At 70.8% G+C, this 13929-nt stretch carries 15 protein-coding genes and 1 pseudogene; 3 read left to right on the forward strand and 13 right to left on the reverse strand.

Going from position 1 to position 13929, the window contains the following annotated elements:
• The first annotated feature begins 439 nt into the window (after positions 1–439).
• Positions 440–784 carry a DUF6233 domain-containing protein gene (locus ACZ5D2_RS25730; protein WP_381523600.1) on the forward strand — a complete coding sequence of 115 codons (345 nt, stop codon included), beginning with the start codon at positions 440–442 and terminating at the stop codon, positions 782–784.
• A gap of 195 nt (positions 785–979) precedes the next feature.
• Positions 980–2251 carry an IS256 family transposase gene (locus ACZ5D2_RS25735; protein ID WP_468932336.1) on the forward strand — a complete coding sequence of 424 codons (1272 nt, stop codon included), beginning with the start codon at positions 980–982 and terminating at the stop codon, positions 2249–2251.
• Between the two features lie 11 nt (positions 2252–2262).
• Here ACZ5D2_RS25735 and ACZ5D2_RS25740 read toward each other — a convergent pair whose 3' ends face one another.
• The 10 genes and pseudogenes from ACZ5D2_RS25740 to ACZ5D2_RS25785 all read right to left on the reverse strand — a co-directional run bounded on the left by ACZ5D2_RS25740 (position 2263) and on the right by ACZ5D2_RS25785 (position 9549).
• Positions 2263–2694 carry a helicase associated domain-containing protein gene (locus tag ACZ5D2_RS25740; RefSeq protein WP_468932490.1) on the reverse strand — a complete coding sequence of 144 codons (432 nt, stop codon included), beginning with the start codon at positions 2692–2694 and terminating at the stop codon, positions 2263–2265.
• 46 nt (positions 2695–2740) lie between these two features.
• Positions 2741–2833 (reverse strand): annotated as a pseudogene (locus ACZ5D2_RS25745) (helicase associated domain-containing protein); the annotation flags it as partial.
• Positions 2834–3016: 183 nt separating this feature from the next.
• Complete coding sequence (locus tag ACZ5D2_RS25750; RefSeq protein WP_468932337.1) at positions 3017–4189, reverse strand: GNAT family N-acetyltransferase; 1173 nt, start codon at positions 4187–4189, stop codon at positions 3017–3019.
• A 12-nt stretch (positions 4190–4201) separates the two neighbouring features.
• Positions 4202–4732 (reverse strand): MaoC family dehydratase, encoded by a 531-nt coding sequence (locus ACZ5D2_RS25755; protein ID WP_468932340.1) that lies wholly within the window; start codon positions 4730–4732, stop codon positions 4202–4204.
• On the reverse strand, positions 4729–5574 hold the full coding sequence (locus ACZ5D2_RS25760; RefSeq protein ID WP_468932343.1) for an HpcH/HpaI aldolase/citrate lyase family protein: 846 nt from the start codon (positions 5572–5574) through the stop codon (positions 4729–4731). Before ACZ5D2_RS25760 ends, ACZ5D2_RS25755 begins: the two co-directional genes overlap by 4 nt.
• 8 nt (positions 5575–5582) lie before the next feature.
• Entirely contained in the window at positions 5583–5813 is a 231-nt protein-coding gene (locus ACZ5D2_RS25765) for an acyl carrier protein (RefSeq protein ID WP_468932346.1), read from the reverse strand.
• Entirely contained in the window at positions 5810–6790 is a 981-nt protein-coding gene (locus ACZ5D2_RS25770; protein WP_468932348.1) for a beta-ketoacyl-ACP synthase III, read from the reverse strand. The genes ACZ5D2_RS25765 and ACZ5D2_RS25770 overlap by 4 nt, the downstream gene beginning before the upstream one ends.
• Positions 6787–7815: a 4-hydroxy-2-oxovalerate aldolase gene (gene dmpG, locus ACZ5D2_RS25775; protein ID WP_468932351.1), complete on the reverse strand. Its 1029-nt coding sequence runs from the start codon at positions 7813–7815 to the stop codon at positions 6787–6789. The genes ACZ5D2_RS25770 and dmpG overlap by 4 nt, the downstream gene beginning before the upstream one ends.
• Before the next feature lie 14 nt (positions 7816–7829).
• The gene (locus ACZ5D2_RS25780; RefSeq protein ID WP_468932353.1) at positions 7830–8696 is read right to left on the reverse strand and encodes an acetaldehyde dehydrogenase (acetylating); all 867 of its coding nucleotides are present in this window, start codon (positions 8694–8696) and stop codon (positions 7830–7832) included.
• 61 nt (positions 8697–8757) lie between these two features.
• Positions 8758–9549: a 2-keto-4-pentenoate hydratase gene (locus tag ACZ5D2_RS25785; RefSeq protein ID WP_468932356.1), complete on the reverse strand. Its 792-nt coding sequence runs from the start codon at positions 9547–9549 to the stop codon at positions 8758–8760.
• Positions 9550–9741: 192 nt separating this feature from the next.
• Here ACZ5D2_RS25785 and ACZ5D2_RS25790 point away from each other — a divergent pair, with 192 nt between their 5' ends.
• The gene (locus ACZ5D2_RS25790) at positions 9742–11115 is read left to right on the forward strand and encodes a hypothetical protein (RefSeq protein WP_468932359.1); all 1374 of its coding nucleotides are present in this window, start codon (positions 9742–9744) and stop codon (positions 11113–11115) included.
• Positions 11116–11125: 10 nt separating this feature from the next.
• On the opposite strand, the gene ACZ5D2_RS25795 is transcribed toward ACZ5D2_RS25790, so the two are convergent.
• The 3 genes from ACZ5D2_RS25795 to ACZ5D2_RS25805 form a co-directional block, all read right to left on the reverse strand.
• Positions 11126–11872 carry an NUDIX hydrolase gene (locus tag ACZ5D2_RS25795; protein WP_468932361.1) on the reverse strand — a complete coding sequence of 249 codons (747 nt, stop codon included), beginning with the start codon at positions 11870–11872 and terminating at the stop codon, positions 11126–11128.
• 237 nt (positions 11873–12109) lie between these two features.
• Positions 12110–12679, reverse strand: coding sequence for a flavoprotein (locus ACZ5D2_RS25800; RefSeq protein WP_359929080.1), 570 nt, complete (start codon positions 12677–12679; stop codon positions 12110–12112).
• Complete coding sequence (locus tag ACZ5D2_RS25805; protein WP_468932364.1) at positions 12676–13929, reverse strand: helix-turn-helix domain-containing protein; 1254 nt, start codon at positions 13927–13929, stop codon at positions 12676–12678. Before ACZ5D2_RS25805 ends, ACZ5D2_RS25800 begins: the two co-directional genes overlap by 4 nt.

Here is a 13929-nt window from a genome sequence, read left to right on the forward strand (position 1 = left end):
CACCCACGGTAGCCGGATTGCAAGGTTTCCGACCTGCCACGCCCCAAGGGCGCGCCCGCGACGGCTGCGCCGAGAACATCAGGGCCGCCCCGTCGGGAAGAAGGGCGGCGACAGCGAGGATGGCGAGCGCCGCCCGAAGCCCGTCGAGTCTTGCAGCGCCGTTGCGCCCAGTACGTCCTTGCCCCTGGGCGATCACGACCGCAGCGTGGGCCGTGGGGGCCGGAAGCTCGTCGACGACCCGCCCGCGATCGCACCCATGCGCTGTTGTCGCCCGATCCAGCGATGGCACCACACCTGTTGCACCCGGTACCGTCAGCCACACCTGCGCTGAGCTGCGCGAACCCGCTTCATTGTGCTAACGCCACACAATCAGCCCCAGAGAAGCCCCTGTGCGCGGCGTGCAGGCAAGCGCGGGCGGCACAATACGGGAAGTAGCAGCATGTCCGCACCACCACCGGCCAGCACCCCGCGCCTTGACCTCCTGCGCTTCCTCGAACGCGTCCAGGTCCAGGACCTCCAGCGCACCCGCGACTGGATAGCCACCGAAGAGCAGCTCATCGCCGCCCAGGGCGAACGCCGGCCCGCCCCTCCCCCGCCCGAGTGGCTCATCGAGCACGGCATCGGCACCGGCCGGCTGCCCGCCCGCGTCCACACCGGCCAGTGCTGGGACACCCGCACCCGCTGCAAGCCCGCCACCGCCGACCAGGCGCGGCGGGCGCTGGCCGAGGGTGTCTCCGCGTGCCCGCACTGCCGGCCCGACACCGCCCTCGGAGTGCTGGAATGAGCCGTGGCCGACTCCTATCGCCTCGCACCACCCGCGCCCAAGCGGAACGCGCAGCCGTCTGAGCGCCGACCGGCTTCGGGGTGGCGGCGGCCCAGACCATGCCGAGCGTGTCTGAAAGATCGTGTAAGTCCGTGATGTGGAAGCCTGGCCCGGGGCTCGGCCTCGGGCCTGTGGGCCAGGCGGATCGGACGAGTCATGGCAGACAAAGACGAAGCGGCCACGTCCGTGGCCGGGGACAAGACGGTCGACGAGGTGGTCGAGCGGCTGCTCGACAAGGCTGACGCCTCGGGGACGGCCCTGCTCGGTGAGGGCGGGCTGCTGACGGAGATCACCAAAGCGGTCCTCGAGCGAGCCCTGGAAGCTGAGATGAGCGAACATCTCGGCTACGAACGCGGAGATCCGGCAGGTCACGGGTCTGGGAACTCCCGCAACGGGACCTCACCCAAGACGGTCCTGACCGATGCCGGCGCGGTCACTCTCGCCGTGCCACGGGACCGCAACGGCGACTTCGAACCGAGGCTGGTCCCGAAGAACGCCCGCCGCCTTGCCGGGTTCAACGACCGGATCCTCTCGCTCTACGCGCGCGGGATGAGCGTGCGCGACATCCGCTCCCACCTGGCTCAGATCTACGGGGTCGAGGTCAGCCCGGACCTGATCAGCAAGGTCACCGACGCGGTGGTCGACGAGCTCGTGACCTGGCAGAACAGGCCCCTGGACGCGGTCTGGCCGATCATCTACATCGACGCACTGTGGGTGAAGATCCGCTCGGGTTCGGTGACGTCGAAGCCCGTCTACCTGGCCGTCGGCGTCGACATGGACGGCCGAAAAGACGTCCTCGGTCTGTGGATCGGCTCCGAGGGCGAGGGCGCCACCACCTGGATGGCCGTCCTCTCCGAGCTGCGGAACCGCGGCATCGAGGACGTCTGCATCGTCGCCTGCGACGGGCTGAAAGGCCTGCCCGACGCGGTCACAGCAACCTGGCCCAAAGCCACCGTCCAGACCTGCGTGATCCACCTGACCAGAGCCTCACTCCGACTGTCGTCGGTGAAGGACCACCCGAAACTGGTGCCGGCCCTGAAATCCATCTACACGGCCCCGACCGAGACGGCGGCCGAGCAGGCCCTCGACCTGTTCGCAGCCTCTGAGCTGGGCGAACGCTATCCGGCGATCGTGCGGACCTGGCGGTCGGCCTGGCCGGAGTTCACGCCCTACCTGGCGTTCCCGCCGGCCATAAGGACGGTGGTCTACTCCACGAACATGGTCGAATCGATCAACTCACGACTCCGCAAAGCGACCCGCAACCGCGGCCATTTCCCCTCGGAGCAGGCCGCGTTGAAGGTCCTCTACCTCGCCGTCCGCGAGCAGATCAACCCCAAAGCGCGCGACGCGAACCACGTCGCCGCACACTGGAAAGAGGCACTGAACCAGTTCTCACTGTTCTTCGAGGACCGGCTCAGCATCCAATGACACCAGACGACTTACACAAGATCGCTGACACGCCCCACCATGCCCAGTTCGTCCAGGGCGGTACGGCGCTCGGGATCCAGGGTGCGGGGTCGGCCGGAGGGGTCGCGAACGCTGCCTGCGGCCAAGGCCCGCTGGTAGGCGATGAAGTCACCGAGGTTGTATCCCTCGGCATCGACGTGGTTGACGGGGACGGCGAGGTCGCCGTGGTGGTCGCGGTAGCGGCGGCACGCGGTGAGCCCGTCCGCGAAGCGGGCCTCGCGTACGTCCCAGATCATGCCCAGCTCGTCCAGCGCGCTCACAACGCTGGAGTCGACGTCATCGTGCGCGTAGCGGTTGCGGCGCGTCTTGAGGGCGCTGCCGAGCGGGTAGCCGTCGTCGGTGACGTGGGTGTGGGGCACGCGCAGGTGACCGTGGGCAGCGTGGAAGGCGCGGGCACGGGCGATGAGTTCCTGGTTGGCTTGCCCGGGTGTTCCAGGTCATGCCGAGCTGTTCCAGGGCCGTGATCCGCTCGGGGGTCAGGCGTCCTGCGGCGTAGGCGCGGCGCAGCGTGTTGATCCGCATACCGAGCCGGTAGCCGTCGATTGATCATGGTCTGTTCGTGCCGGGCGATGGGAGACGCCGTTGCCCAGATCCTGCGGCATTACGGCTTCGTCGTCAGCCCCCGCACTGAGGTTCCCGGAAGCCACCTGTACATCGTGACTCAAGGCAGCACCACATAGCCTGCGGGGCCCTCCGACCCAACAGGTCGGAGGGCCCCGCCAACTGCTAGAAGTGGTCGGGGAGCCAGGGTTCGTGATCCGTTGCACTTCGGATCATGCTCGTAAGAGCTCGTTCGGAGACGGCTTGGACTCCGGCCATGCGGGCGCTGGTGGCCGTGCGGTACCCGCCGGCGTACCAGACCGCGAGCTGCCTCCGGCTCAGGGTCACCTGTCCCGGAACGGAGGTGGGGGCGAGTTCCGCGGACCCGTTCTTGATGTGGAGCTGCCAGCGGTCCCAGCCGTCGCCCGTCGCGTTCTCAATCTCGATGTGGACCGTGGCGGTGAGGTCGACGGGCCAGCCGCGCAGCCGGAGGGCTTCAGGTGCATCGAGGATGCGGAGCATCCAGGGGTGCCAGGACTCTGCAGTGGTGCGGTGGTGGCGAAGGCCGTGGAGAAGGGTCGGGTAGGGCGGGAGGGCGCCGCGGCGGAAGGTGATGGTGCGGGCCCGGGTGTTGTGGCGGCCGAGGAAGGCGAGCATCGCAGCGGCGGTGGGCTGGCTGGCGGCCCAGAAGTCGTGGACGACCAAGCTCATGCCGTGGCGTTCGTGACGTTTGGTCGTCAGGGTGAGCAGGCCGCCGGTGGGGAGGCCGGGGCGGGCGAAGCGGTAGGTGGTGAGGTTGCTCTTCTCCTGCTTCCACCGGGTCCACCAGGCGGGGCGGTGGACGGGGCCGTTCCACTGCCGGGCGAGCTGGTGCTGGAGGGCGGTCGCTTCGTCGCTGAGTCCGTGTTCGACTTCGAAGTCCTCGCCGGTGAAGGACTTCTTGAGGTCGTCGGTGGCCACGGCCCAGGCGAGGACGTCGACCGGGGCCTCCCAGCCGAGGCGCCGGGCGTAGCCGGTGGAGGAGGTGACGATGGTGGAGATCACCGCCCCGCGGTCGATGAGGGGCCGCAGCCGCTCGGTGGCCATGTCGGTGGCCAGGTGCTCGCCGCGTTCTTCCGGGGCCACGCAGCCGTCGCCGAGGCAGGCGCTGGGTACGGGGGCGCCGCCGAAGAACTGGTCGACGAGGAGGCCGAGGCCGCCCGCGACGACGCGGCCGCCGCGGAGGGCGACCTGGAGGTCGGCGTGCTCGCGCAGGTGGGTGACGTCGGAGATCGGGTGTCCGTAGGCGCGGGCGGCGAGCTGGTCGTACTGCTCCCACAGGCCGCCGTCGGCCGCGGTGAAGGTCAGCTGCTGGTTCATGGGCCCGCCCTTTTAGTAGTTGGTGGCGTTGCGGACGGTGTCGGCGTCCAGGGGGACCAGGAAGGTCCGGTTGAAGGCCATGACGTCGGTGTCCGTCTGGTTGTGCGCGGTGGTGTGGCAGGTGATGACGCCGTTGCCGGGGCTGCTTTCCGAGGGGCGGCGGGTGAGGATCCTGGTTTCGGCGTAGAGGGTGTCGCCGATGTGGACAGGGGCGGTGAAGCGGACGCGGTCGACGGCGAGGTTGGCGGTGGTCAGGCCGCTGATGCTGCGGACGGTCATGCCGGCGACGAGGTTGAGGGTGACGCCGGAGCAGACCAGGATCTGGCCCCACTGGGTCTGGCTGCTGTAGTGGGCGTCGGTGTGGATGGGGGCGACGTTGCCGCTCAGGGCGGCGCCGAGGAGGCTGTCGAGTTCGGTGACGGTCCGGCCGGGCCGGTGCTCGATGACCAGGCCGGGGGTGAGTTCGGCGTAGGAGAGGCCGACGCTCTCCCGGATCCGGTCGTCGTCGATGGCGCGGTATCCGTGGGGCAGCGCGGTGTTCATGATGTCCGGTCCGCTTCGGCGACGAGCGCGCGGGCTGCGTTGAAGAAGGGGGTGCCGCGCATGTGTCCGTCGACGGTGGTGACCGAGCCTCCGCTGGCGTCGGCGGCTGCGACGATGGCGCGGGCCTCGGCGATTTCCTGGGCGGTGGGGGTGAAGACGTCGTCGATCACCTTTACGTGGCGGGGGTGGACGCAGCCCTTGCCGTAGAAGCCGAGTTCCTTGGCGCGTTCGGCGTCGCGGCGCAGGGCGTTGGGGTCGTCGATTTCCCAGGTGGGGGCGTCGATGGCGGGGATGTTTGCGGCGGTGGCGGCGTTGATGAGGGCCGAGCGGGCGTAGCGCAGGGAGTCCCAGTCCAGGCCGCAGCGGACGGAGGCGGCGTAGTCGGCTGAGCCGAAGATGACGCCGCCGAGGCGGGGTGCGTGCGTGATCTCGGGGAGCGCGTTCAGGGCGCGGGGGGTTTCGATCAGGGCCCAGATGTCGGGGGTGTAGCCGTCGGTGTCCAGGGCGGCGGCCACGAGTTCGACGTCGCGGGCGGATTCCACCTTGGGGACCACGATCAGGTCGGGGCGGGAGGCGTAGGTGGCGAGGGCGACGAGGTCCTTGATGCCGTCGCGGGTGGTGAGGCTGTTCATGCGGATCCCGAGCGTGCACGGCGGGTCGGGGAGGGCGAAGAAGGCTTCGGAGGCGGTGCGGGCGGTCTCCTTGTCGGCCAGGGCGACGGAGTCCTCGATGTCGACGACGGCGACCGAGGCCCCGGAGGAGCGGGCGCTCTCGAAGCGGTCGGTACGCAGGCCGGGGGTGATGATCCAGGCCCGTCCGGGCCGGCGGCTGGTGTGGGTCATGGGGTGGTCTACCTTCCGGTGCGCTTGGTGGTGATGAGGAGGTCGAGCTGGCCGAGGTTGGCGGCGGTCTTGATGTCGCTGTCGGTGAAGTCGATGCCGTACCGGTCGGTGAGCAGGACGGACAGCTCGACGACGGCGAGGGAGTCGAAACCGGCGTGGTCGAGGCTGGCGTCGTCGGCCAGCCGGTCGGCGGGCAGCCCCAGATCGTCGGTCAGGATGCGGGCGAGGTCACCGGTCATGCCGGGACTCCTTCCAGGCGGCGGGTGCGGGAGAGGTCGGGCCAGGTGAGGGTGAGGGCGCCCCAGGTCAGTCCGGCGCCGAACGCGGTGAGCAAGGTGCGGTGTCCGGGCGTGAGGTGTCCGTCGGACGAGGCGCGCTCCAGCAGCAGGGGGATGGAGGCCGCGCCGGTGTTGCCGACCTCGCCCACGTTGCCGAGCTGTCGGTCGGAGGGGACGCCGAGCTGGCGGGCGACGAAGCCCGTGATGCGGCTGTTGGCCTGGTGCGGGACCAGCCGGTCGACGTCACCGAGGTCCCATCCGGCGGCGTTGGCGGCCTGCCGGGAGGCGGTGGCCATGCGGTCGACGGCGTGGCGGAAGACGTCGGCTCCGTCCATGTGGAGGGCGCCGGGGTGGTCGGCGCGGATCAGGTCCGCGCCGGTGCCGTCGCTGCCCAGCACGACCGGGCCGAGCGCCCCCGGCTCGTCGCTGGTGCCGCGCCGCAGGAGCAGGGCGCCGGCGCCGTCGCCGAACAGGGGGACGGTGGTGCGGTCGTCGGGGCGGGGGAGGCTGGCCAGGCGGTCCGCCCCGATGACGAGGACCGTCCGCGCGGTTCCGGCGGCGATGAGTCCGGCGCCGGTGGCCAGGGCGTAGAGGAAGCCGGTGCAGCCGGCGGCCAGGTCGAAGGCGGGGATCCCGGTGAGGCCCAGGCGCGTGGCGACGGTGGGCGCGGTGGCCGGGCAGCAGCGGTCCGGCGTGGTCGTGGCGAGGACCAGGGCGTCTACGCTCTCCGGCTCGTTGCTGGTCAGGGCCTGGGTGGCGGCCCGGACGGCGAGGTCAGCGGTGGACTGCTCCGCTCCGGCGACGTGCCTGCGGGTGATGCCGGTCCGGGACCGGATCCACTCGTCGGTGGTGTCCAGGCGCACGGTCAGGTCCTCGTTGGAGACGACGGACGCAGGGAGCGCGGCGCCGGCCGCGGCCACCACGGCGGCCCGGGTCATCGGGTGCCCGCCTTGATCTGCCGGGCGACATCACCGATCAGGTCTTCCTGCCCGGCGACGATCTGTCGCTCCCCGAGGGCGAGGAACAGGTCGATGGCGTCGACGCCTTCGGCGCGAGCGGCTTCCAGGACGGGGCGCTTGAACCCGGAGAACACCCCGGCCAGTCCGCCGGCCACCGCGATGGAGTCGATGGAGGGCGGGGCCTTCATCAGGTGGTCGGCGGCGACATCGGCGGCGGACAGGATCTCGCGCAGGCCGATCCCGGTGTCGAAGCCGCGCCGGTCGAGGACGGCCACGAGGGCTTCGAGCTGGGTGTTGCCTGCTCCGGCACCGAACCCGCGGGCGGTCGCGTCGATGACGGATGCCCCCGCGTCCACGGCGGTCAGCGAGTTCGCCACGGCCAGGCCCAGGTTGTTGTGGCCGTGGAAGATCACCGGGACGTCCACAGCCGAGGCGATGGCGTGGATCCGCTCGGCGACGTCGCCGGGGAGGTAGTTGCCGGCGGAGTCCATGATGCCGACGGCCTGCGCGCCGTACTTCACCATGAGGGCGCACTGCTCAGCGAGGCGTTCGGGGCTGGCCATGTGGCTCATGAGCAGGACGCCCTGGGCTTCGGCGCCGATGTCGCGGGCAGTTCCGAGGTGGCGTTCGGTGACGTTGGCCTCGGTGCAGTGCGCGGCGATGCGTACGACGTCGGCGCCGAGGTGGACGGCGGCCGTCAGGTCGTCGGAGGTGCCCCAGCCGGGGGCCATGAAGACGCCCATCTTCGAGGAGGTGAGGGCTTCGCGGACGGTGGTGAGCATCGTGGTGTCGTCGAGGAGGGCGCGGCCGATCTGGAGGCTGGAGGCGCCCAGGCCGTTGCCGTGGCCGACTTCCACGACCGGCACCCGGGCGGCGTTCGCGGCGGTGGCGTAGGCGCGGAGCTGGTCGGTGTCGAGCTGGTGGCCGACCGCGTGGTGCCCGTCGCGCAGGGTCGGGTCGTGGATCAGAACGGGGGGCCGGGGATCGTTCGGCGTGCTGTTCACGGGCGTGGTTCCCTTCATCGGGAGGCGGCAGCGGACTGCTCGGCGAGCAGGACGGCAGCGGCGTTGATGATGTCGACGCTTCCGGCGTGGCTGGGCAGGTGGCGGCCGGAGGGGGTCACTTCCACCACGACCTGGATCCGGCCGGGGTCCACCGCGACGGAGGTCACCTTGAATCCGGGCACGTACGCGCGGACGGAGTCGGCGGCGGCCGCGATGCTCGTCCGCACCGGCGCCGGGCGGAAGTTGTCGGCGAGAACGGTCATGGCCACCCGGAACGGCGGGGCGGGCCGGGCGGGGCTGATGTTCACCATCACCTTCGCCTCCCGGGTGCCGGTGCAGGTCCGGATCGCGGCCGAGGTGGTGGCGATGTACTGGTCGAGGTTGAGGCGGGTGGCCGGACCGGCGCTCGCGCTCGCTCCCGTGGAGACCACCTCGATGTAGGAGGGGGTGCAGCGTTGGGCGATGGCGTGGAGGATCGGGATGGAGGCCTGCCCGCCACAGCTGACGAGGTTGAGGTGCCGGTGAGCCGCCGAGCGGTGCCCCGTGACCCCCGGCACGGTGACCGTTCCCAGGCCCGTGGGGGTCAAGTCGATCAAGGTGGTACCGGTCGGCCGCAGCGCCGCCCAGTGCTCGGCGTGGCTGTCGGCATTGGTGGCGTCGAAGACGACATCAAACGTCCCCGCGTCCACCACGGCGCGGACACCGCCCGCGGCCGTGGGATGGCCCATCTGTTCTGCCCGGCGCAGGCCCAGACTGTCGCGGTTGCGTCCTGCCACCAGGGCCAGCTCCAGTTTCGACGACCGGGCGATCTTGCCCGCGAGGTCGACCCCGATCAGACCCGCGCCGAGTACGGCGACGCGCCGTCGTTCTTCAGCAGCCATCGGCCGCTCCTTCGTTCAGAGGAGAAGGGAGGATGCGTCGAGCAGTGGTGCCGCTCGGCTGTTACCGGACGCGCAGCTCGACCGGCGGCAGGTGCGGCGACTGGGCGCGGACCGTGCTCCCGGCCTCCAGCGGGAGGCTCGCGTGCACGGCGCCGGCCAGGACCAGCTGACCGGCCCGCAGGCCTTCGCCGAAGCGGTGCAGCCGTCCGGCGAGCCAGACCAGGACGAGCAGCGGGTCGCCCAGGACCGCCCGGCCCTCGCCCGTGGCGACGGCGGTGCCGTTGACGCTCACGACGAGCGGCTCGGCCGCCAGATCCATGTCCGCGTCCATGGGCACCATGGGGCCGGTGACAACCCGCCCGCAGGAGGCGTTGTCGGCGATGCTGTCCGCGATGGTGATCTGCCAGCCGGTGAACCGGGTGTCGATCACCTCCAGGGCGAGGAACACCTCCTTCACCGCCGCCCGCGCCTCTTCCAGGGCGACGCCGGGCCCGTACAGGTCGCTGCCGAGCCGGAAGGCCAGTTCCGCCTCCACCCGCGGCTGCATCAGCACGGAGCGGTGCATGGTGCTGCCGGTGGGCAGCACCATGTCGTCCAGGAGGACACCGGAGTCCGGCTCGTCGACGCCCGCCTGCTCCTGGATGGCCTTGGAGGTGGCGCCGGCCTTGTACCCGACGACGCGGGCACCGGCCGCCACGTGCCGGGCCACGGTTGCCGCCTGGATGCGGTAGGCGGACTCCAGCGGCAGGCCGGGCCAGCGCCGGGTCAGCGGCTCGACCGGCACGTTTTCGTACTCCGCAGTCAGCAGCGCCGCCGCGGTGGCGGCGATCCAGCGGTCATCAGGCTCATCCATGAAGATCCCTCCCAGGGCATGGGGCATCCGTAGGGCTCGCAGACGTGGGCACGGGAGCAGATCCGGGGCGGCGTCGATACGGATGCCGACCGCCGGGCTCGGGCCTGATGAAGAGTCAACCGCCGGGCGCCGCGCAGCGGTACGGTGACGGGCAGGCCAAGCGGTATATCGCGTATATCCCAGGCAGGTGCCATGACCACGCGCACGCCGAACGACCAGCTCAGAGCCCTCGTCGCGGAATCCGGCCTCACCTACGAGGCGCTGGCCAAGGCGGTCTGCGCCGTCGCGGCCGAGTGCGGCACACGCTTACGCACCAACAAGTCGAACATCGAGCACTGGATCGGCGGCTCCGCACCCCGCGGCGACACCCCCCGCTTCCTCGCGGTCGCCCTCTCCCGGCGCCTTGGCCGCCTGCTGACCCCCGCCGACCTCGGACTGCCCTCCACAGCCGAGGCCGAAAGTGACACCATCGGACTGTCCCTTGGGATCGACCCGCTGGACGCCCTGCTGCCCATGTGGAGGTACGAGTTGGACCGCCGCCGCTTCCTGACGGCCTCCGCCTACTCCGCGGCCGCCGCCGCCCTGCCACTCCACCACGTCCAGGACATCGCCGCCCGCACAGCCGCAGCACGCACCGGCCACACCGTCGGCATGGCCGAGGTCGCCGCCGTCCGCGACATGATCAACGCGTTCTCCGAAATGGACGAACGCCACGGCGGACAGCACGGCCGCAGCGCCCTCGTCACCTACCTCCGCGACGACGTCGCCCCACTGTGCCGGGCACGATTCCGCACCGACGAGATCCGCCAGCACATGCTCTCCGCCGCCAGCCGCGGCGTGCACCTGCTCGGCTGGAAGAGCTACGACGCCGGCCAGCAAGGCCTCGCCCAGCGCTACTACCTCCAGTCCTACGCCCTGGCCACCGAATCGAGCCTTCGCGGGCACGACGGCTTCGTGATGCGCACCATGGCCATGCAGGGCCTCAAACTCCACCGCCCCGAGCACTGCCTGGGCCTGGCCGAGACCGGCTTGAACCGGGCCAAGGGCCACGTCGACGCCCAGACCGAAGCCCTCTTCCGCGTCGTCCACGCCCACACCCTCGCCAAGAGCGGCAAACACCGCGCCGCCCTGGCCGCCGCCGACCACGCCCGCACCCTGCTGACCGGCGCACCCGGGGACGAGGTGCCGTTCTGGGCGCTGGCCTGGGGGCCGCCAGCCGCATCCGTGTACTCCCGCACCGCCAAGGTCCACGAGACCATCGGCGACCACCGCGCCGCCGCCGAGCAGTACGCGCTGGCCGCCACGGCCCGCCCGTCCTCCACCTACGCGCGGATCGTCGCCCTGGACCTGGTCGCGGGCGCCGAGATGCACCTCAAGAGAGGCAGCATCGAGCAGGCGTGCGCCACCTGGCACCGAGCCATCGACCACATGGACGGCGTCCACTCCGTACGGACCCGCAAGGCCGTCTCCAGGATGCGCGGCGACCTCGCCCGGTTCCGGGCCCGCGGACTGCGGTGCGTGGCCGAGCTCGACGAACGCGGCCGCGAGTTTCTCGCCGGCGCCTGAACTCGGTGCGTCAGCGTTCGAGCTGGGCGGTGAAACGCCGGACCAGCGGCTCCAGGTAGTCCGCGTGGGGACCAGACAGGAACTCCAGTTCCCGCGGCGAACTCACCAGGGCGATGTCGTCCAGCTCCGGCTCCCGCCCTTGAGCCCGCTCGGCGGCAGCAACAGCGGCAAAGGCAGCCCGTACCGCCGGTTCCGGCAGAACCGGAGCACGGTACGTCAGACCGACGCTCCCGTTCTCCCCCCGGGCCACAGCCCACAGCTTCAACACCTCCGCGCCGGCATCGAGCCCGAGTTCCTCGAACAGCTCCCGCGCGGCCTGGCCTGCCAGATCTGCCTCCACAAGCCCCTCACCCGCCCGCGGCGGTTCCACGGAGCCCCCCGGCAACTGCCAACGGCCAGGCGCAGCCGTGGAGGACGACATCCTCGCCACCACCACACGGCCGTCATCGGTCGGCTGAAGCACGTTCACGAACAGCGACGGCAGCGCCGTGGCGCCAGGGACACGACGCAGGGCGTAATGCCGGTACGTAACCCTCACCCACGACAAACTCAGGACGCCCGGATCCGTGTGCTCCAGTCCGGCGCAGGCCACCACCGGCCCATCAAAGAGGTCCGGGTTGGCCTGGACCGCTTTCTCCCACACGTGATCTCTGGCCGCTTCGTCCGCGGGTGAGAGGCGCGGCTCCTCCCTTTCCGTGAGCTGGAGGCGCTCCACATCGAGGAAGAGGTCAACCGCAGGGGGCAGCGTCTCAGGCACCTGTTCATCGTAGAACCCCGGCAGCTTGCCAGTTGCAGTTCCTGACATCCGTGCCCCGAATGTAGGAAACCCCTGGAGGTTCACCCTCAGGGGCGGCTGCGTGCGCCTGCAGGAGCTGAGGGCCAGCCGCATTCCGGCCCAGCTCGAAGCGGGCACCCGGTGATCCCTGGCGAGCACCGGCTCAAGGGCGATGACCTGCTGTTGCACCCTCTAAAGCAGACACTGAGCGAGCGGCACTCAGGAGCAGCGAAGCGTGTCGAGGGTGTCGAGGGCCAGGTCCCAGGGGTAGGCGTCGACGTTGCCTTGTTTTGGCTGGTGGGGGCGGAAGCCGGGCCCGTTGCCGTCGTCGAGCAGGTAGTGGACTCCGGCACTGCGAAGGGTGGCGACCGCGGGGGCGAGGGCGGGGTGCTGGGCCTGGGCGGCGTTGATGTAGGGGAGGGCAACGACGGGGCGTTCGGGGATGCCGAGGGCCTCGGTGATGAGGCCGAGAGCGAGGGTATCGGCGTGGCCGGCCGCCCATTTGGTGGTGGTGTTCAGCGTTGTGGGGGCAACGAGGAGGGCGGCGGGGTCGGGCAGGACGTCGCTCTGGGAGGGCAGTTTGTAGGTGTGGCGGACGGGGTGGCCTGTTAGGTCTCGCCAGGCGTCGAGTTCGCTGTCGCCGTTGGCTTCTTCGATGGACCAGCGGTGGGCGGCGGGGGTCAGGACGAGGGCGACGTCCCATCCGCGGGCCTGGGCGGCTTTGATGCCAGTGGTGATGCGGCGGGCGGGCGGGGCTGCGCAGGAGATCACGTACAGGGTCTGGGTCACGCGGGTAGTCCACAGCGTCCGGCGAGTGCGCGCAAGCGGCCCTCGGCGGTCCCGGCGCCCAGGAGGCGGAGGTCTTCGACAAGTTGATGGGTACGGGGGCGGCCGAGGACCTCTTCGGGGGCTTCGCGCTCGGCGTCCAGCAGGGTGTCGACGGCCTTCTCCCGCTGTCCGGCTTGGGTGTAGGCGTGGGCGAGGTCGGTCAGGAGGTGGGCGCGGCGTTCTCGGGGCAGGGCAGCGCGCTGGTCGGCGGTGAGGGTCTGGGCGACGGCGGCTCCGGCGGCGCCTTCGTACAGCTTGACGTGGGTGGCAAGGCGGTAGAGGGAAACGTTGGTGGGGCTGAAGGCAGTGAACAGGGCGTTGCCGTCGGCATCGCGGGGAAGCTGGTGGGCGTGTTCGTCGGCCTGGTCCAGCAGGTCGGGAACCTGGCGGGCGGCGGCGGTGGCGCGGTGGTCGGTGAGGGCAGCGGCGGTGGCTTGGGCGATGGCGGCTTTGAGGTAGAGCATGCCGAGGGTGGACAGTCCGGCTGGGCCGCGGGTGGAGAGGTCGTTGGTGAGGCGGGTGGCGGCTGTCTGGGCGAAGGCTGCCGCGGCGTGGGGGTACCCGTCGGCAGTGAGGGCGTCAGCGAGATGGCGGGCTGCGGAGGCCTGGATGACGGGATCGCCGGAGCGCTCGGCGGCGATGACCGCGCGGTGGCCGGCGAGGGAGGCGATGTCGGGGGCTCCGGCTTTGATCGCGAGGGCTTCGGTGAGCTGGAGGGTCATGGAGAGGGCGCGGTATGCGGCGAGCTGGTCGTCGCCCTGGTGGAGCGCGGCGGCTTGGGTGGCATCGGTCAGGAGTCCTGGCATGCGGCCACCAAGGCTGGTGAAGGCGGCACTTGACTGGAACAGGCGCCAGGCGTGGTGGACGGATCGGCGCAGGGTCTCCACGTCGATGGGGTCAGCGGGGGTGGCTGGGGCTCCGGTGACGATGTCGTGGCGGTGCAGGACGGCCCTGATCGCATCCATCTCGTCAGCGTGAGCGTGATCGCTAGCTTCGTCGGGAGTTCCGGCGAGGAGTACGGCGAGAGGGACGGCAAGAACGCGGGCGGCCGCTTCGAGGACGGACAGGCGGGGATCTGCCTGACGCGAGCCGGCTTCGAGATCCTGGACCCAGCGTTTGCTCTTGCCCATCAGCGCGCCGAACTGGGTTTGGGTCAGGCGGCGCCTTGCGCGCCAGCAGGCGATGTTCTCCGCGATACGACGACTGTCCAT

The organism is Streptomyces sp. NPDC031479 (assembly GCF_055581065.1).

What these genes read in the sequence shown, in the direction of transcription:
- ACZ5D2_RS25790 (WP_468932359.1), top strand. Translation starts at nt 9,742, where the DNA reads ATGACCACGCGCACGCCGAACGACCAGCTCAGAGCCCTCGTCGCGGAA.
- ACZ5D2_RS25805 (WP_468932364.1), bottom strand. Translation starts at nt 13,929, where the DNA reads ATGGACAGTCGTCGTATCGCGGAGAACATCGCCTGCTGGCGCGCAAGG.
- ACZ5D2_RS25770 (WP_468932348.1), bottom strand. Translation starts at nt 6,790, where the DNA reads ATGACCCGGGCCGCCGTGGTGGCCGCGGCCGGCGCCGCGCTCCCTGCG.
- ACZ5D2_RS25750 (WP_468932337.1), bottom strand. Translation starts at nt 4,189, where the DNA reads ATGAACCAGCAGCTGACCTTCACCGCGGCCGACGGCGGCCTGTGGGAG.
- ACZ5D2_RS25755 (WP_468932340.1), bottom strand. Translation starts at nt 4,732, where the DNA reads ATGAACACCGCGCTGCCCCACGGATACCGCGCCATCGACGACGACCGG.
- ACZ5D2_RS25730 (WP_381523600.1), top strand. Translation starts at nt 440, where the DNA reads ATGTCCGCACCACCACCGGCCAGCACCCCGCGCCTTGACCTCCTGCGC.
- ACZ5D2_RS25765 (WP_468932346.1), bottom strand. Translation starts at nt 5,813, where the DNA reads ATGACCGGTGACCTCGCCCGCATCCTGACCGACGATCTGGGGCTGCCC.
- ACZ5D2_RS25735 (WP_468932336.1), top strand. Translation starts at nt 980, where the DNA reads ATGGCAGACAAAGACGAAGCGGCCACGTCCGTGGCCGGGGACAAGACG.
- ACZ5D2_RS25780 (WP_468932353.1), bottom strand. Translation starts at nt 8,696, where the DNA reads ATGGCTGCTGAAGAACGACGGCGCGTCGCCGTACTCGGCGCGGGTCTG.
- ACZ5D2_RS25760 (WP_468932343.1), bottom strand. Translation starts at nt 5,574, where the DNA reads ATGACCCACACCAGCCGCCGGCCCGGACGGGCCTGGATCATCACCCCC.
- ACZ5D2_RS25785 (WP_468932356.1), bottom strand. Translation starts at nt 9,549, where the DNA reads ATGGATGAGCCTGATGACCGCTGGATCGCCGCCACCGCGGCGGCGCTG.